The organism is Luteibacter aegosomaticola, assembly GCF_023078475.1.
Taxonomy (GTDB): domain Bacteria; phylum Pseudomonadota; class Gammaproteobacteria; order Xanthomonadales; family Rhodanobacteraceae; genus Luteibacter; species Luteibacter aegosomaticola.
The window spans coordinates 1,807,481-1,824,690 of the sequence record NZ_CP095741.1; the positions used below are offsets into that span (position 1 = coordinate 1,807,481).

The following is a 17,210-nucleotide window of genomic DNA, read 5'->3' on the forward strand; positions in this document are numbered from 1 at the left end:
GCGGCGCTTAGCCCGGCCGGCGGGCGCCTAGCGAGACCAGCGTTTCCTGCGCCGTGCGGATGCGTTCGGCGCTGCCCGGCAGCTCCATGATCACGCGCAGCTTGTCCTGGCCATCCATCTTGAAGATGCGCGGCTGCTGCTGGATCAGGCGGATCAGTGCGACCGGATCGATATCCGGCTTTTCGCGGAACGTGATGCGGCCACCGTTGGGGCCGAAATCCACCTTGCGGACACCCAGTGGCGTGGCCATCAGCTTCAGCTGAGCCACGGCGAACAGGTTCTTTGCCTGGTCGGGGAGCAGGCCGAAACGATCGATCATCTCCACCTGCAGCTCGCGCAGGCCGTCGTCGTTGCGTGCGCTGGCGATGCGCTTGTAGAGCGTCAGGCGCGTGTGCACGTCAGGCAGGTAATCGTCGGGGATCAGTGCCGGCACGTGCAGCTCCACCTCGGTCTCGTGCTCCGAAGTGAGATCGAAGTCGGGGATCTTGCCCGAGCGCAGCGCACGCACGGCGCGGTCCAGCAACTCGGTATACAGGCCGAAACCGATTTCCTGGATCTGGCCTGATTGCTCTTCGCCCAGCATTTCGCCTGCGCCGCGAATCTCGAGATCGTGCGTTGCGAGGGTGAAACCGGCGCCGAGCTCTTCCAGCGAGGCCAGCGCCTCGAGGCGCTTCTCGGCGTCTGCCGTCATCGCTTTGCGATCGGGCACGATCAGGTACGCATAAGCGCGATGGTGCGAGCGGCCTACGCGGCCACGTAGCTGGTGCAACTGGGCCAGGCCGAAGCGATCCGCGCGGTTCACGACGATCGTATTTGCTGTCGGGATATCGATGCCCGACTCGATGATGGTGGTGGAGACCAGGACGTTGAAGCGCTGGCGATGGAAATCCGCCATGACCTGTTCGAGCTCGCGTTCCGGCATCTGGCCGTGCGCCACACGGATGCGCGCTTCGGGAATCAGCTCGCCAAGCTCGCGTGCCTGGCGCTCGATCGATTCCACCTCGTTGTGCAGGAAATACACCTGGCCGCCACGGGCCAGCTCGCGCTGGATCGCTTCGCGGATCAGTGCGGGCTGCCAGGTCGAGATCAGCGTGCGTACGGCGGTGCGGTGCGCGGGCGGCGTGGCGATGATCGAGAGATCACGCAGGCCGCTCATGGCCATGTTCAGCGTGCGGGGGATCGGCGTCGCGGTGAGCGTGAGCAGGTCTACCTCGGCGCGCAGCTTCTTCAGCTGCTCTTTCTGGCGCACACCAAAGCGCTGCTCCTCGTCGACGATGACAAGGCCCAGGTTCTTGAAGCGGATATCGGGCTGCAGCAGCTTGTGCGTGCCGACCATGACATCGACCTGGCCATCGGCCAGGCGCTCCAGTGCGTTATCCACTTCTTTCTTCGATTTGAAGCGGGAAAGCACCTCAACGCGCACCGGCCAATCGGCAAAGCGGTCGGCGAAGTTCCGGTAGTGCTGCTGGGCGAGCAGGGTGGTCGGCACCAGCACGGCGACCTGCTTGCCCGCGGTAGCTGCGGCGAAGGCGGCGCGAAGGGCGACTTCGGTCTTGCCGAAACCCACGTCGCCGCAGACGACGCGATCCATCGCGCGCGGGGCGGCGAGGTCCACGATCACGGCGTCGATCGCGCGCTGCTGATCCAGGGTTTCTTCGAACGGGAAGGTGGCGGCGAATTCCTCGATCATCTGCCGGTCGACGGAAAGTGCTTCGCCTTGCTTGGCTTCGCGCTGCGCGTAAATCGCGAGCAGTTCGGCAGCGACGTCGCGGACCTTCTCCGCCGCCTTCTTGCGCGCGCGTTCCCAGGCGTCGCCGCCGAGTGAATGCAGCGGTGCCAGTTCGGGCGCCGTGCCGGTATAGCGGCTGACCAGGCCCAGCTGGGCCACGGGCACGTAAAGCTTGTCGCCCTTGGCGTACTCGATGGTGAGGAACTCACCCGGCATATCGCCGACGTCGAGCGTAAGCAGGCCCTGGTAGCGGCCCACGCCGTGGTCGATGTGGACGATAGGCGAGCCGATCTGCAGCTCGGTGAGGTCCTTGATGATGCTTTCGGGATCGCGCGCGGCGCCAGCGCGCTTGCGCCGGTCGGTGCGTACGCGTTCGCCGAAGAGCTCGCGCTCGGTAAGCACCGTAAGCGCCGGCTCGGTGAGCGCGAAGCCCTGTTCCAGCGATGCCACGGTGATCGTGAATTTATCGTCCGACGCGAGGAAGGCTTTCCAGCCATCGATGGTCGCCGGCTTCATGCCCGCGCCAGCGAGCTGTTCGATCAGCGCCTCGCGCCGGCCGGCCGAATCGGCGGCGATCAACGTGCGGCCCGGATAGTGGGCCAGGAAGTGGCGCAGCGCGGTGCCGGGTTCCTCACCCTTGCGGTTGAGCGGTAGGTCGGGCGCGGGTTGCGTGCCCAGGTCGGCCGCGTGTTCGTGGCCTTTCTCGACCACATCGATGCGCACCTGCTTGTTGAGGTGCTCGCGGAGAAGCTCCGGCGGCAGGTAGATCTCCGCCGGTGGCAGCACCGGGCGTTCGATGTCGTGGGCGCGCTGGTCGTAGCGGTCGCCGACCTGCTGCCAGAAAGCGGCAGCGGATTCGAGTACGCCTTCGCCCAGTACGAACAAGGCATGGTCGGCGATGTATTCGAAGAGGGTTTCGGTCTTCGCGAAGAACAGCGGCAGGTAGTACTCGATGCCGCCGGGCGTCACGCCTTCCTTCATGTCCTGGTAGAGCGGGCAGCGGCGCACGTCGATCGGGAAGCGGTCGCGCAGCGCGACGCGGAAGGCTTTCGCGGCCTCGTCGGTCACCGGGAATTCGCGCGCGGGAAGCAGGTCGACGCCTTCGACCTGGTGCTGCGAGCGCTGGGTTTCCGTATCGAACGTGCGGATCGATTCGATCTCGTCATCGAACAGTTCGATGCGGTAGGGCTCGCTGGCACCCATGGCGTAGATATCGATCAGCGCGCCGCGTACGGCGAAGTCGCCCGGCTCGGCCACCTGCGGCACGTTGCGGTAGCCCGCGGCTTCGAGGCGGCGCTGCTCGGCGCTGATGTCGAGTTTCTGGCCCTTGCGCAGCACCAGGCCGGAACCGGTGATATGCGTGCGCGGGGCGATCCGCTGCATGAGCGTCGCCACCGGCACAACCAGCACGCCGCGCTTGACCGAGGGCAGGCGGTACAGCGTGGCGATGCGCTGGGAGACTACCTCGGGGTGGGGGCTGAAGACGTCGTAGGGCAGGGTTTCCCAATCCGGGAAATGCAGCACCGGCAGCTCACCGGCGAAGACGCCCAGCTCGCTCTCAAGGGTATCGGCGCTGCGCGTATCGCGCACCACGACCACCAGCAAGCCCTCGTGCGCCCGGGCCGCCTCGGCCACCTCCATGGCCCAGGCCGAGCCGTGTGGCACGGCCCAGTAACGGCGGGTCTTGGCGTTGGCGGGCAGGGGCGGGCGCGGGAGCGTTACGGGCATCGTTGGGCGGCGATCTTCGGTCGGGTTAGCCCGCTATTGTACAGGGGCCGCGTTAGCGCTCCGTAGGCTGATCGCGCGCATGCGCGCGATCCCGTCAGTCCGTGTAATCCGGCTCGAAGAAGCTCCAGCGCACATCCTTGAAGCGCGCCTTGAAATCCGCCTCGACCACGTTGATGGCCTCGATCATGGCCCGGGCGGTGGGGGTGGGCGCCATCTTCGCCTTGGTGGCCACCATCACGTCGCTGCCCATCTGCAGGGTCAGTACGTTGTAGACCTGGTCGATCTCCGGGCGGGCTTCGAGGAAGGCGACCATTTCGGCACGGCGCCGCGGCTCCACACCCTGGCCGATCAGCAGTGCCTTGACCTCGCGGGCCACCGCCACGGCCACCACGATCAGCAGCACGCCGATGCAAATCGTGCCGACGGCGTCGAAAATCAGGTTGCCGGTGAGCATGGTCAGGAGGATCGCGGCCAGCGCCAGGCACAGGCCGATCAGCGCGGCGAGGTCTTCACCGAAGATCACCAGCAGCTCGCTGGCGCGGGTTTCACGGAACCACTGCCAGAGCGGCTGGTCGCCACGGGCCTTGTTCACTTCCTGCATGCAACCATGCATGGAAATGCCCTCGGTAACGATCGAGAACACCAGCACGCCCACGGCCAGCCACGGCCAGCTCAGTGGCTCGGCGTGGGTAAGCTTGTGCACGCCCTCGTACACCGAGAACATGCCGCCCACGCTGAAGAGCAGGATGGCGACAAGGAACGACCAGAAATACAGGGCGCGGCCCCAGCCCAGGGGATAGTCGGGCGAGGGCGGCCGTTTGGCCTGGCGCATGCCGAGCAGGAGCAGCCCCTGGTTACCGCAATCGGCCAGCGAGTGCACGGCCTCGGCCAGCATCGCGCCCGAGCCCGTGAACAATGCCGCCACCAGCTTGGCGACGAAAATGGCGAAGTTGGCACCCAGCGCGAGGAAGATCGCGCGCTTTGAATCAGCGTGGCCCGACATATGGATCCTTATCCCTGTGATCGCAGGATCTTACTTCAACGGTTGAGTTCGCGTTGGAGCCATGCGCGGGCGACCCGCCATTCGCGTTGTACCGTGGACGGGGATATCCCAAGCGTCGCGCCGATGTCCTCTGCGCTCAGGCCCACGAAGAAGCGAAGCGTGACGATCTGTGCCTGGCGTGGGTCCAGGCGCTCCAGTTCGTCCAGGCAATCGGATAGCGCAGCGGGGTCGGTGTCATTGCCGACGGACGCTGCGATTTCTGTCAGCTGGAGGCGATCAGCCTCCTGCGGCCGCTTGGCGGCCTTGCGCCGGCGCGCCGCATCGATCAGCACCTCGCGCATGGCTCGCGCCGCCACGCCGAGCATGTGGCCGCGGTCGTCCCATACGGGGCCGGCGTTGTTGCCGAACACCTTCAGGTAAGCCTCGTTCACCAACGCGGTGGCGCTCAACGTGCGTTCGCTGCGGTTCTGGCGAAGCTTGCCCTGGGCCAGCCCGTGCAGGGCGGCGTACATCTCGCGCAGGGCCAGGTCGAGCGCCTGCGCATCGCCCGCGCGTGCCCGGTGTAACCAAGCGGTGACGTCGTTATCGGTCGTCGTATCGTTCATGGCGTGGCCGTCGTGCCTCCGGCAGCAAGCAGGCGTGCCCGCAGCTCATTCATGGCGGCCGCGGCATCGGGCGCACGCGACGGGTCCGGCAGCGCGGGCATCCGCGCGTAGTAGGCGCGGGCGTCTGCCAGGTTGCCGCGTTGCAAGGCGATGCCACCCGCGATATCCAGTGCCTGGGCGAAATTGGCCAGCGGCCAGGGCGCGCCCTGGTGAGCCTGCGTGGCGAGTGATTCCCAGTGCGGCTCGAGCAAGGTCATCGCATCGTTGGCGCGGCCGAGCGCGACGTATTCCCGGGCAAGCTCAACCAGGACGTTGTGCTGGAAATCCACGCGGGGTTCCGGCTCGGCGAGCGCCGACCGGTACGCCTGCTCCAGCACGCGGGCCGCGTGGGCGTGCTCGCCCTGGCGGGCCAGCGTGCTGCCCAGCGTGCCTTGCAGTGACGACATGCCTGCACCCGACGGCCCAAGCATGCGCTCGCGCTCCGCGATCAGCCGCTCGTAGATCCGCGAGGCGGCGGCAGGATCGGTGGGGGCCGTGACAGCGGCCAGGATGTAGTCGGCGTGCATGCGTTCGGGGTCGTCCTTGCCGAAGGTCGTGGCAGATAGCGCCGAGGCGCGTTGGCCCACACGGATGGCGTCGCCATCTTTTCCCGCATTGCCGAGGGCGAGAGCCCAGGTCGTGAGTGCCTGTTCCTGTTCGACGGGTAGGGCGGGGCTCTGTTGGTCGAGTTCGGTGACGAGGGACTCCAGCTGCGCCGCCAGCCGATCGGGCGGCACGGCGCCCGAGATCAGCTGCTGCAGGTACAGATGGGTGCGTAGCGTGTACATGTCGCCGCGAGCCAGGGCCTGCGCGCCATCAAGGAGGGCAAGGGCGCGATGGTCGGCCTCGACGGCATGCACGGCGTCTGTCTGGATGCCATAGGCTCGCCCGAGCGCCATCCAGGTCCGGCCGCGTTCGGTGCGCGTCGCCCCATCGGCCTCCTGCAATGCAATCGCTTGCTTCAGGAGCGGAATCGCTCGCGCGCCCTGGTCGAGCGCGTTGTAGCTCGTACCGATGGATAGAAGCAGCGCGGCACGCGTTTCGGGGGACAAGCGTGGATCGGCACGCACCTGCGCCGCGCCGCGATCGAGCATGTCGCGTACGCGCAGGTTTTCGCCCTGCGCGTGGCCCGGATCGGCGTGTTCAAAGAGATCGGCCATGAAACTGGCGACCGCTTGTGTCTTGTCGCGTTCGCGTTGCACGCGCTGCAATTGCACGAACAGCGTTACGACGAAGGCGACGAGCAGCAGTGCCACGCCGGCAGCTACGCCGAGTGCCGCGCGATGGCGGCGCATGAACAGGCGCGCGCGATACCAGCGGCGCCCCTGCCGGGCGAGGACCGGGCGAGCGTCGAGGAAGCGGCGCAAATCGTCGGCCAGCGCGGTCACACTGGCATAGCGGGCAGCCGGATCGCGACGCAGCGCCTTCATGACGATTGCGTCCATATCGGCGGGCACCGCCGCGGGTGCGAGGCGCGCCGGGGCGATGAGCGGGCCATCGACAATGGCTTGCGAGACCGCAAGCGCCGACGTGTCATCGGCGATGCCGAACGGCCGCTTGCCGCACACGAGCTGGTAAAGCACGACGCCGAGCGACCACACATCGGTGCGCACATCGAGCGGTTGCGCGCGGACTTGCTCAGGGCTGGCGTAGGCGAACGTGAGCGCGCGATGCATGGTGACCGTGGGGGCATCGACCGCGCTGCCCGTGGCGTCGAGCAGGCGCGAGATACCGAAATCGAGAAGCTTGGGCTCACCCTCTGCCGTCACGAGGAGGTTGGCGGGCTTGATATCGCGGTGGAGGACGAGCTTGCCATGGGCATACTGCACGGCGTCACACACCTTCAGGAATAGTGTGATCCGCTCGCGCAGGGACGCCTGCCGTGCTTCGCACCAGTGGTCGATGCGGTCGCCGTCCACGTATTCCATCGCGATAAAGGGCCGCCCGTCGGCTGTGCGCCCCGCATCGAGCAGGTGGGCGATATGCGGGTGATTCAGTGTCGCGAGCACGCGCCGTTCGGCGGCGAAGCGACGGTGGGCCTCGCTCGCCTCCGTGCCAATAAAGCGAAGCAGCTTCAGGGCGACCGCTTGTCGCCATTCACCTGGTGTGCCCGCGTCGGTCGTGCGGGCCGCGAGGTAAACCACGCCCATGCCGCCTTCGCCAAGCAAGCGTTCGATGCGGTATTCGCTGGGCAACTCGCCGTGAAAACGGGCCCCATCGGTGGGCAGCGCGATGTCGGCAGGCAGCAGTGACCAGCCGGGCTCCGTGACGTCGGCCGCACCCAGCATCCATGCGACCTCGGCCGCCAGGGCTTCGTCGCCTTCGCACAACGCGGCGACCCGTGCCGCCCGGTCATCGGGCGGCAAGTCGAGTGCGGTAAGTGCGATGGCTTTTGCGCGCAGGTAAAGCTGGCCACGGTGTTCCGTCAACGCCCTGATCCCCCGACGCCGCGACCCCGTGCGGCTGGGCAGAGTATAAAGCGGCGCGGCGTGCGTGCCTGCGGTTTAACGGATAACGCCGACACCCACGCCGAAGCTGATGTTCGGGTGGCCGCCCTGCATTTCCTTGGCGGTCCAGACGTGCGACTGGTTCACCGACACCAGCGGGAAGGTGTAGCTGGCCTGGCCAACATTGCCCGTGCGCGTGCCATTCAAGCGCCCGGCGAAGGTGACCAGTCCACCCGCCGGAAAGTCCAGGCTCTCCACATACCCTGGCATGGCGGCGATGAAGCGGCCGTTGCCGGTGTCGTTGGCCTTGGGCCGCTGTGAGCTATCCAGCGGGTAGGCGAGCACTTCAATCTCGCTGTGGTCGGCGTAATTCTTGACCTGCACGATGCGGCCGCCCCAGATCACATCGGAGCTGCCATAACGCTCCGGCTCGCGCGCCACCTGGGAAGGCGGCACGGCAGCGGTGTTCGGCGTCGGCTTGTAGATCGGCGCAGGCGCGCAGCCGGCGAGGGCAAGCGAGAGAACGGCGGCAGGGACGGCGAGACGGACGGTGGACGGGCGCATGGGTCGACTCCTGACGTGTAGCCTGACTTTAGCGCCTTGGTACTGAACGCGGTGGATGCGCGACGTGTAGGGGCGCGGGATCCTTGCCTTCTTCCACCAGCCAGGTCAGCCGGTATTCGGATTCGCCAGGCTGGCCAAGCAGCTTAGGCAGCGCCTTGAGGCTATCGCGGATCGTTTCATCGAGCTTCCACGGGGCGTTCACGATGACCATCCCGGTGCCGTTGAGGCGAAGCGGGGAGTCGTCCTTATGCAGGAGGAACTCCGCGGCCAGTACGCGCTTGGCCCCGCTCTTCGTTGCCAGCCAGCGGTGGAACGGCTGGACCTGGCTGCGCACCTTGATCGGGTACCACACGGCGAAGATGCCGGTGGGCCATTTTTCCATGGCAGCCTTCAGGGCCTTTTCGATGGTGCGGAATTCGCCTTCCTGCTGTTCGAACGGCGGGTCGATCAACACGAAGCCGCGCTTTTCCTTCGGCGGCACCAGCGCTTTCATGGCTTCGTAGCCATCGCGGTTGTGCACGTGGACGCGGGCGTCGTGGTGGAAGAGCTGGCGCAGGCGGTCGGCTTCCTCGGTGTGTAGTTCGCACAACTGGGCGCTGTCGCTTTCGCGCATGAGGTGCGCGGCGATCCAGGGCGAGCCGGGGTAGTAGCGGATCTCGTCACCATCGTTGCAGGCGCGGACGACTTCGAGCCACTTCCAGAGGAGGGGCGGGAGGCCGGTGGCGGCTTTGAGCTGGGCGACGCCTTCGTCGGCTTCGCCGGTTTTACGGGCTTGGACGCCTTTGAGATCGTAGCGGCCGCTGCCGGCGTGGGTGTCGATGTAGCAGAAGGGGGTGTTTTTCTGCTTCATGGTGTCGAGCAGGGCGACGAGCACCATGTGCTTCATGACATCGGCGAAGTTGCCGGCGTGGTAGGCGTGACGATAATTCATTCCCCGATTATACCCGGCTGGCGGGGGTATCCCGTCTCCGGCACGGCGCGGCTCGCCTTCGGCATCGCGTTGGGCTGGCTCGGCTTACGCCATCGCGTTAGCGCTCGGACGTCTCTGGAAAGAGCCCTCGGCGCCCACCCTCGCTGCTCAGACAGGTCCTCGTCGTTCGAAAGGGATGCCCCTCCGGGGCCATGTACTTATTTGGCCTACGGCCGCGAACCGGTCGCCGGGCGGGGGTTTGAAACTCGCCATCCTGGCTCGGTTTCAAACGAGCGGCCATCCATGGCCGCTCCCGCCTTCGGCGGCTGTTCCCGCCCGGCGCCCTCGCCTGCGAAACTCGCCTCGAGGGTGGGCGCCGAGGACTCTCCGAGTCACTGAGGGCGTGTGATGGGAGAGCCAGCACCATGGTCGTGGCGGCAGGCCTTGTCGCCCGAGGTGCGACCTACCAACAAGCCAACGCCCACCCCCGTAGGAGCCCACCCTGTGGGCGACGCCGTTCGCGGCAGACTGCGGATCTTGCGGCGTCTGGCCCTTGATCGATCGTGCCGTACGACAGGGCCTGGGCGTTGAGGCGAAAGATGTCGCCCACAGGGTGGGCTCCTACGGCCGTTTGGCAGGTGCGGGGCGTCGCGAGGTCGGCCGTGTTGGTGGCGGTGGCTTTCCCATCGATCAGCCTCAGTGTGTCCGAGAGGCCTTGGCGCCCACCCTCGAGGCGAGTTGTCGGAGACGAGGCGGGCGGACGGGAACAGCCGCCGCAGGCGGGGCCGGCCATGGAGGGCCGGTCGTTTGAAACCGAGCCAGGAAGGCGAGTTTCAAACCCCCGTCCGCACGCCGGTTCGCGCCCGTAGGGCAATAAGTACATGGCCCCGGAGGGGCATCCCTTTCGAACGTTGGAGACTTGTCTGAGCAGCGAGGGTGGGCGCCAAGGGCTCTTTCCGGAGACGTCCGAGCGCCAACGCTATGGCCAAAGGCCGAGCAACGCGAAGCCGAAGGCGAGCCCTATCGCGAAGGCCTCAATAAGCCAACGTAATCCGCTTCCGCGCGGCGTCGCCCTTTTCGAGGCGGTCGAGCAGGCCGATCGCGTAGTCCGCCTGCGAAATGCGGCTATTTCCCTCAGCATCCACCAGAAGCTGATCACCGCCCACGCGGTACTTGCCCGTACGCTCACCCGGCTCGATGTGCGCTGCCGGGCTGATAAACGTCCAGTCGATATCCGCCTTGCTCGCCCGGAAAACCTCCAGCGCCTTCACCATGCCCATCGCCGACGGCTTCCAGGCCGCCGGAAAGTTCGGATCGTCGATCACTCGCACGCCCGGCGCCACTTCAAGCGAACCCGCGCCGCCCACCCACGCAAAACGCTTCACGCCCGCCTTCGACAACGCCGCCAGCAACGTTTCAGCCTGCTTCGGCACGTTATCCGGGTTCGGATCGTTCACGCTCGCGATCGCCGCCTCCGCGCCGGTCAGCGCCGCGGCATAGGTTGACGGATTCAGAAGATCACCCTGGGCAACCTTCAACAGCGGGCTCGTCACCGACAGTTTCGACGGGTCGCGCACGATCGCCGTCACATGATGGCCGCGGTCCAGCGCCTCCTGGAGGATGACCTTGCCAATGTTGCCGGTGGCGCCGAAGAGAACGATGTTCATGGAGATCCTTGAATACGGAGCGGAAGGGATAACCGGTAGCATGCGCCTATCATCGTTGCGCAAAAATGCCCTTATCGGTAATTCATCGTAAAGTGCGGCTTTACGATCGCCGGGCATCCGCATGGCCACCGACATCAACCTCAACCGCCTCGCGGTCTTCGTCACCCTTGTCCAGGCCGGCTCCTTTACCGCGGCCGCCGAGCAGTTGGGTACCACCAAGGCCATGGTCAGCCAGCACCTCGCCAAGCTCGAGGACGAGCTCGGCATGACCCTCATGCTCCGCAGCACGCGCAAGATGTCGCTGACCGACGCTGGTGAGCGGTTCTATCAGGATTGCGCCCAGGTGGTCGCCGATGCCGAAGCCGCCATTACGCGCCTCGGTGAATGCCGGGACACGCCCATGGGCAGCCTCCGCATCGCCGCCGCCGGGGACCATGGTCCGTTTATCGTGGCCCCGGCGCTCGCTGACTACGTGCGCCGCTACCCGCAGGTACGGCCCGAGCTGGTCGTGAGCGACACCATCGTCGACCTCATTGCGGAGCGCTTCGACGTGGCTGTGCGCATCGGTTGGCTGCGCGATTCGTCGTTGCGCTCGGCGAAGCTGGCTGACGTGGCCCAGTGCCTGGTGGCCACGCCGGCTTATCTGGCCGCGCATGGCACGCCGACGGCACCGGAAGACCTCGCGGCACACCGGTGGGTCGCGCTGACGGTGCTTCCTTCCCCCACGCGCTGGACCTTCAGCGACGGGGCAGGGGCGAAGCAGGCCGTGCAGGTCGAGGCCGCGGCTAGCGCCAACAGCACGCTCGCTGTCCACGCGCTGGTGATGGCCGGGGTGGGCATCGCGGTGCTTCCGGATTACGTGGCCCGTGACGATCTCGCGGCGGGCCGCCTCATGCCGCTACTTCCCGCCTACACGCTGCCCGCGGGTGGCGTTTATGCGGTGTATGCCGGGCAGCCGACCGTGAAGGTGCGGGCCTTCATCGATTTGTTGAAGGAGCGCATGCAAGCCGAAGGCGTGGGGCTGCAAGCCAGCGGCGCCTGAAGATGGAACGCTCGGCGCCTGACCCTGCCGGAGACGCGTCATGCACGTTTGCCTTGCCCATGGGCGCCGGCCATGAAGGCCGCATGGATTGCCGATGCCAACGCAGGCGATCTCAGCATTCGCGTGGGCGAGATCGATGCGCCCGCGCCCGCTGATGATCGCTTGTTGATCGACGTGGAGGCGGTTGGCCTCACGTTCGCTGAGCCGACATGGGTCACGAATGGAGCGACGCCGCTGGCCGACGGAAGCCGGCGGCCGCTACCGGTGGTGATCGGCCACGAGTTTGCCGGGACCGTCGCCCAGGTGGGCAGCGCCACGCATGGTTTCAGCGTGGGCGATCGCGTTGTCGGGCTCATCGACTTCTGGCGAAACGGTGCGGCGGCAGAGCAAGCCAGCGTGTTGCCCGGCGAGGTGGCGAAGCTTCCGGATCGCGTGACGTCCGTTGATGCGAGCACCTTGCCCATCGGCGCGCTCACCGCCTGGCAGGCGTTCTTCGACCACGCCAGGCTGGCCACGGGAGAAACGGTGCTTGTCCATGGAGGCGCGGGTGCGGTGGGTACGTTCGCTATCCAGATCGCCAAAGCGGCGGGTGCGCGCGTCGTGGCTACGGCGCGTGGTGGCGAGGCAGTAGCCCTGTGCCTTGCGCTTGGCGCCGACGTGGCGATCGATACCGAAACCCAGCGCTTCGAAGATTTCGCAGGCCACGTCGATGTCGTCTTCGACACCGTGGGCCGCGATCTGCTGGAACGCAGCTGGCGCTTTGTAAAGCCGGCCGCACGCCTTGTGACAATTTCCGGTGAAGCGGAAGACGCACCTTCGCCGGAGCGCGCCGCGTCACTCGGCATCGAGGCTTACTGGTTCATCGTGCGACCCGATGCGGCGCAACTTGGCGAAATCGCGCAATGGGTCGCCGATGGGCGCATCAAGGCGCAGGTCGATCTCGTCTATGCGCTGGCTGATGCCGCGAAAGCATTCGCTGAAGCGCCTGGCCGCAAGAAGAGGGGAAAGACCGTCCTTACGATATGACGGCCTTCCCGTTGCTTCACATCACCTGGTTGCCAAGGCGGAGATTGACGCCAAGTGCGGTCGCGACGATGCGCATGTTTTCATCATCACGCGACGACGTGATCCAGCCCGCGTACACATCGTCTTTTTCGGCCTCGCGTGACCAGAGCGTGTAGCCGCGTTCATTCAGTGAATCGAAGGCGCGCGAGAAGATTTCCGGGCCGTCGACGTCCTCATGGAATTCGTCGTCGTCCGGATCGCCACCCCAATCGATTTCCACGCCGCTCCAGCGTGAGACGAGTTCGTTGATGGCTTCGACCAGTACGCGGGTATCGTCCGCGTCCACCTCGAAACTGGCGCGCCAGTCCGTCACCCGGGCCACGATGCCGATAGGGTCCTCGTCGCCTTCTTCTTCCACGGTCTCGCGGTACGCCGTGAACTGCTGCAGCGCCGCGTCCTCGTCATTCGGGTTGATCAGGAGCAGGAGCTGCCAGACGTTCGATTCGGTGTTTTCTTCACCGTCCTCGTCGTCGTGCTCACGCTCGTAGTCGAAATCGTCTTCGTAGTCGCTCATGGAGGGGCCTGTGGAGGGGCGAAGCAGGGGAGTCGCATGATCGCATAGGCGGCTTTCGGAAAAAATCCTAGGAAATTATGTGGCTACGTCAAAAAAACCATGTGCCGCAAGTACTTGCCTACGAAATTCTACGTAGCTGCCGAATTCGCAATAAAAAAAGGAATCGCAAGTATTGACGACGTAAATCCGTAACGTTTAATTTCGGGCTAACACACGGGCAAACGTGTGGCGACAGGCGGAAATGCTTGTCTTTGCACTCCTTGGGAGGGGGCGTGCAATAGGGATAGGGGACAAGACTCCGCGTGAGACCGCCGGCAATTGCCGGCCTTACGCAGGCCGCTCGCGGCCGCTTTGGGGAGTCCTACATGAATTCGAATAACGCACGAAAGGCGCAGTTCCTGCGCCGGTCCGCGCTGGCGTTCGCCCTCGCGGCAGGCCTTGGTGGCACGGGAGCTGTGTTCGCACAGGCCACCACGGGTTCGATTTTCGGCCAGGCCGCGCCTGGCTCCACCATCCAGGTCGCTGGCAGCACGGGCGTGAGCCGTGAAGTACCGGTGGGCGAGGATGGCCGCTACCGCATCGGTAACCTGCCGCTGGGTTCGTATACCGTCAACGTCGTGCAGAACGGCCAGGTGGTCGATTCGCGCAAGAACGTGGGCCTGACCGTCGGTGCCAGCTCCGAAGTGTCGTTCGCGGGCGCCGCGACGGCCGCCAACGCCCAGGCGCTGGAATCGGTCACCGTCAATGCGAGCGCGCTGCCGCCGATCGACGTGTCCGCAGTCGACTCGCGCACCGTCGTCACCTCCGAACAGCTCGCCCGCCTGCCGCTGGGCCGCACTGCCGAAGCGATCGCGCTGCTGGCACCGGGTGCGGTGACCGGTAACGGCGCCTTCGGTCGCACCGTGTCGTTCGGTGGCGCTGGCGTCTCCGAGAACGCGTACTACATCAACGGCTACAACACCTCCGATCCGCTGAAGAACCTCGGCGGCGTCAGCCTGCCGTACGGCGCCATCGACCAGCAGGAAGTCTACACGGGCGGTTACAGCGCCATGTATGGCCGTTCCGATGGCGGCGTTATCTCGCAGGTCGGCAAGCGCGGTACCAACGAATGGCACTTCGGTGCCCAGCTCCTTTGGGAGCCGAAGTTCGCGCGCGCATCGCGCCCGAACCAGTACTTCCCGAACGCGACCCTGCCTGACAGGTACTCCTACACGGACGACACGCTGCCTGGCACGCTGTACCGCAGCCGCGAGGGTGATACCCAGTGGACCCGTACCGTCAGTGCCTACATCGGCGGCCCGCTGATCAAGGACAAGCTGTACATGTTCGTGGCGGCAGAGACCGAGAAGTCGGAAGGCACCACCACGAATTCGGTGCTGCTCACGCCTAACGCGACGAACCATTACACGTACGACCTGCCGAAGTACTACGCCAAGCTGGACTGGAACATCAACGACAGCAACATCCTTGAATTCACCGGCATCCGCTCGGTGGACGAGGAGTCGGGCAAGTACAGCACGTTCGATTACGACGATCGCGTCCATACCGGTTTCGAAGGCCAGTACCCGGATACGACCAAGATCGCGTCGAAGTACGGCATCGCCAAGTACACCAGCTACATCACCGATGACCTGACGTTCTCGGCGACGTACGGTAAGAGCCACACCGACGATATCCGCCGTAACCCGGGCGACCAGGGCCTGCCGTTCATCAGCAGTGCGACCAACCAGGATCCGGCGCTGAACGGCGGCGACCCGATCCGTAACTCCACGGCTACCACGCAGAAGAACGCGCCGGATGCCAACAGCAAGACCCGCGGCCTGCGTGCCGACCTCGAATGGCAGGTGGGCGACCACCGCCTGACGGGCGGTATCGATAACATGTTCTACAGCGCCCATAACGAGGGCGTGGCAACGACCGGCCCGGGCTACCTGTGGATCTACGGTCACGCCGGCGATCCCACCCTCGATCTCGTGCCGGCGCTCGGCGTTGGTGCGCCGGGCGGCGATGGCTACTACGCACGCCGCTACATCTTCAACACGACCACCAGCATGTCGGTGGACCAGAAGGCCTACTTCCTCGAAGACAAGTGGCAGATCACGGACAAGTTCCTGGTCACCGTCGGTGTTCGCAACGACCGCTTCAAGAACTTCAATAACAACGGCCGCACGTACGTCAACAGCGGTAACCAGTGGGCTCCGCGCCTCGGCGCGTCGTGGGATGTCTTCGGCGATTCCTCGCTGAAGATCTACGGCAACCTCGGCCGTTACTACCTGGCGCTGCCGAACAGCGTGGCGATTCGTGGTGCGTCGTCGTCGACGTTCACCAACGAATACTTCACGTACACGGGCATTTCCCCGATCGGCGAGCCGACCGGCCTGACGCCCATCGGCCCGGGCCCCGTGTCGTCCAACGGCGAATACGGCCAGCCGAACGACCCGAAGTCGATCACCGCGACCGACCTCGATTCGCAGTACCAGGATGAAGCGATCCTCGGCTTCGACAAGACCCTGGGTGCCAACTGGGTCACCGGTGCCAAGTTCACGCTGCGCCGCCTGCAGGCTGCGATCGATGACGTTTGCGATCCGGTTAAGGTCGAAGACAAGCTCGCTGCCCAGGGTGTCGATCCGGATAGCGTGACGATCCCCGGCTGCGTCATTTTCAACCCGGGTAAGTCGAATAACTTCAGCTTCGCCAATGTCGATGGCAGTGGCCGTACCGAAGTGACGATGAGCAAGGACGACTGGGGCTTCACCCAGGGCGCCAAGCGTAAGTACTACGCACTCGACCTTTACCTGCTGCATCCGTTCGATGGCAAGTGGTTCGCACGCTTCGACTACACCTTCTCGAAGAGCTACGGCAACACGGAAGGCCAGGTGAAGTCGGACATCGGCCAGGATGACATCTCGAAGACGCAGGATTGGGATGCCGCCGAGCTAATGATCCACAGCAATGGCCTGCTCGCCAACGACCGCAAGCACCAGTTCAAGGCTTACGGTTACTACCAGCTGACCCCGGAATGGATGGTCTCGGGCGCGGTCCGGCTGACCTCCGGCGCACCGAAGTCCTGCCTTGGCTACTTCGGTCCGGAAGAAGACGATCCGATCGGCTATGGCTCGTCGTACCACTCGTGCGCGGGTTCGTTGTACGCCCCGGGCGACCAGCGCCAGCCGTGGGTCAAGCAGCTTGACCTCGCGATCGAGTATCGCCCGTCGTTTGCCGACCACAAGCTCGCGTTTGGCTTCCAGGTGTTCAACGTCACCAACGAAAACAAGCCGCTGGCCACCGACGCTACGTACGAAGACGACCGCTTCACCGTGTCGAACAGCTACAACACCGGCACGTACTTCCAGACGCCGCGCTACGCCCGCCTCACGGCGACGTACGACTTCTAATAAGCGGCAAGCCATGTCGCTGCTGGCATGGCGGACCGGAGATGTCCGCCATGCCAGCAACGGCAATAACAACAGCTGGGCCCCCGATGGCCCTGTGCAATTCTCCCCTCGCCGCCGTTCACCACGGTGGCGTTTTTTTACGCTTGGTTGACAAATGCACTGTGCAGTGCAACAAATAGCTTGCAGTCATGGTTCAGTGGCTGCAGCCCACTGCCATCCGCCGCCTTCGGGCGGCATCAGCCAGGCGATCCACACTCCCAGTGAACACACACAACAACCACACCGCCATGCTTCCGAACATCTCCGCGGCCACGCCGCGATGTTTCGTGGTGCGCGCGTGTTGTTGTTGCCTGGGCTGATCCCGGCGCACCTGCCGCACCCGTAATACGCTGATGCAGCACTTGCCGCGGGCTTGCCCGCGGCCTGCTTCGCCGTCCCTCTTTTACATCTGCTCGTAACCCTGGTGGCGCCGTTTGCGCCGCCACGGGCATTCGTTGCTCCC

The 17,210-nt window shown here is 65.3% G+C and carries 11 protein-coding genes; 3 read left to right on the forward strand and 8 right to left on the reverse strand.

The genetic code is table 11. The annotated features are described in order from the left end of the window. Positions 1-7 precede the first annotated feature (7 nt). From mfd to L2Y96_RS08020, 7 genes are all read right to left on the reverse strand, one after another. Positions 8-3,457, reverse strand: a complete 3,450-nt coding sequence (gene mfd, locus L2Y96_RS07990; RefSeq protein ID WP_247335206.1) for a transcription-repair coupling factor — start codon at positions 3,455-3,457, stop codon at positions 8-10. A gap of 94 nt (positions 3,458-3,551) precedes the next feature. After that, positions 3,552-4,460, reverse strand: a complete 909-nt coding sequence (locus L2Y96_RS07995; RefSeq protein WP_247335222.1) for a cation diffusion facilitator family transporter — start codon at positions 4,458-4,460, stop codon at positions 3,552-3,554. A 35-nt stretch (positions 4,461-4,495) separates the two neighbouring features. Then, the gene (locus L2Y96_RS08000) at positions 4,496-5,065 is read right to left on the reverse strand and encodes an ECF-type sigma factor (protein ID WP_247335224.1); all 570 of its coding nucleotides are present in this window, start codon (positions 5,063-5,065) and stop codon (positions 4,496-4,498) included. After that, positions 5,062-7,533, reverse strand: a complete 2,472-nt coding sequence (locus tag L2Y96_RS08005; protein ID WP_247335225.1) for a serine/threonine-protein kinase — start codon at positions 7,531-7,533, stop codon at positions 5,062-5,064. The genes L2Y96_RS08000 and L2Y96_RS08005 overlap by 4 nt, the downstream gene beginning before the upstream one ends. 75 nt (positions 7,534-7,608) lie before the next feature. After that, on the reverse strand, positions 7,609-8,115 hold the full coding sequence (locus tag L2Y96_RS08010) for a Slp family lipoprotein (RefSeq protein ID WP_247335227.1): 507 nt from the start codon (positions 8,113-8,115) through the stop codon (positions 7,609-7,611). A 28-nt stretch (positions 8,116-8,143) separates the two neighbouring features. Further along, positions 8,144-9,046 carry a 23S rRNA (adenine(2030)-N(6))-methyltransferase RlmJ gene (locus L2Y96_RS08015; protein ID WP_247335229.1) on the reverse strand — a complete coding sequence of 301 codons (903 nt, stop codon included), beginning with the start codon at positions 9,044-9,046 and terminating at the stop codon, positions 8,144-8,146. Between the two features lie 1,013 nt (positions 9,047-10,059). Beyond that, a complete protein-coding gene (locus L2Y96_RS08020; protein ID WP_247335235.1) occupies positions 10,060-10,827 on the reverse strand; it encodes an NAD(P)-dependent oxidoreductase in 768 nt (255 codons plus the stop codon). Here L2Y96_RS08020 and L2Y96_RS08025 point away from each other — a divergent pair. Both L2Y96_RS08025 and L2Y96_RS08030 read left to right on the forward strand, forming a co-directional pair. Beyond that, on the forward strand, positions 10,814-11,734 hold the full coding sequence (locus L2Y96_RS08025) for a LysR family transcriptional regulator (protein WP_247335238.1): 921 nt from the start codon (positions 10,814-10,816) through the stop codon (positions 11,732-11,734). The genes L2Y96_RS08020 and L2Y96_RS08025 overlap by 14 nt on opposite strands. Positions 11,735-11,806: 72 nt before the next feature. After that, the gene (locus L2Y96_RS08030; protein ID WP_247335251.1) at positions 11,807-12,760 is read left to right on the forward strand and encodes an NADP-dependent oxidoreductase; all 954 of its coding nucleotides are present in this window, start codon (positions 11,807-11,809) and stop codon (positions 12,758-12,760) included. Positions 12,761-12,776: 16 nt separating this feature from the next. Here L2Y96_RS08030 and L2Y96_RS08035 read toward each other — a convergent pair whose 3' ends face one another. Then, positions 12,777-13,313, reverse strand: coding sequence for a DUF6630 family protein (locus L2Y96_RS08035; protein WP_247335253.1), 537 nt, complete (start codon positions 13,311-13,313; stop codon positions 12,777-12,779). Positions 13,314-13,678: 365 nt separating this feature from the next. Here L2Y96_RS08035 and L2Y96_RS08040 point away from each other — a divergent pair, with 365 nt between their 5' ends. Continuing rightward, positions 13,679-16,708 (forward strand): TonB-dependent receptor, encoded by a 3,030-nt coding sequence (locus tag L2Y96_RS08040; protein ID WP_247335254.1) that lies wholly within the window; start codon positions 13,679-13,681, stop codon positions 16,706-16,708. Positions 16,709-17,210: the final 502 nt, after the last annotated feature.

What these genes read in the sequence shown, in the direction of transcription:
- L2Y96_RS08025 (WP_247335238.1), top strand. Translation starts at nt 10,814, where the DNA reads ATGGCCACCGACATCAACCTCAACCGCCTCGCGGTCTTCGTCACCCTT.
- L2Y96_RS08035 (WP_247335253.1), bottom strand. Translation starts at nt 13,313, where the DNA reads ATGAGCGACTACGAAGACGATTTCGACTACGAGCGTGAGCACGACGAC.
- L2Y96_RS07995 (WP_247335222.1), bottom strand. Translation starts at nt 4,460, where the DNA reads ATGTCGGGCCACGCTGATTCAAAGCGCGCGATCTTCCTCGCGCTGGGT.
- L2Y96_RS08000 (WP_247335224.1), bottom strand. Translation starts at nt 5,065, where the DNA reads ATGAACGATACGACGACCGATAACGACGTCACCGCTTGGTTACACCGG.
- L2Y96_RS08020 (WP_247335235.1), bottom strand. Translation starts at nt 10,827, where the DNA reads ATGTCGGTGGCCATGCGGATGCCCGGCGATCGTAAAGCCGCACTTTAC.
- L2Y96_RS08030 (WP_247335251.1), top strand. Translation starts at nt 11,807, where the DNA reads ATGAAGGCCGCATGGATTGCCGATGCCAACGCAGGCGATCTCAGCATT.
- L2Y96_RS08010 (WP_247335227.1), bottom strand. Translation starts at nt 8,115, where the DNA reads ATGCGCCCGTCCACCGTCCGTCTCGCCGTCCCTGCCGCCGTTCTCTCG.
- L2Y96_RS08015 (WP_247335229.1), bottom strand. Translation starts at nt 9,046, where the DNA reads ATGAATTATCGTCACGCCTACCACGCCGGCAACTTCGCCGATGTCATG.
- L2Y96_RS08040 (WP_247335254.1), top strand. Translation starts at nt 13,679, where the DNA reads ATGAATTCGAATAACGCACGAAAGGCGCAGTTCCTGCGCCGGTCCGCG.
- mfd (WP_247335206.1), bottom strand. Translation starts at nt 3,457, where the DNA reads ATGCCCGTAACGCTCCCGCGCCCGCCCCTGCCCGCCAACGCCAAGACC.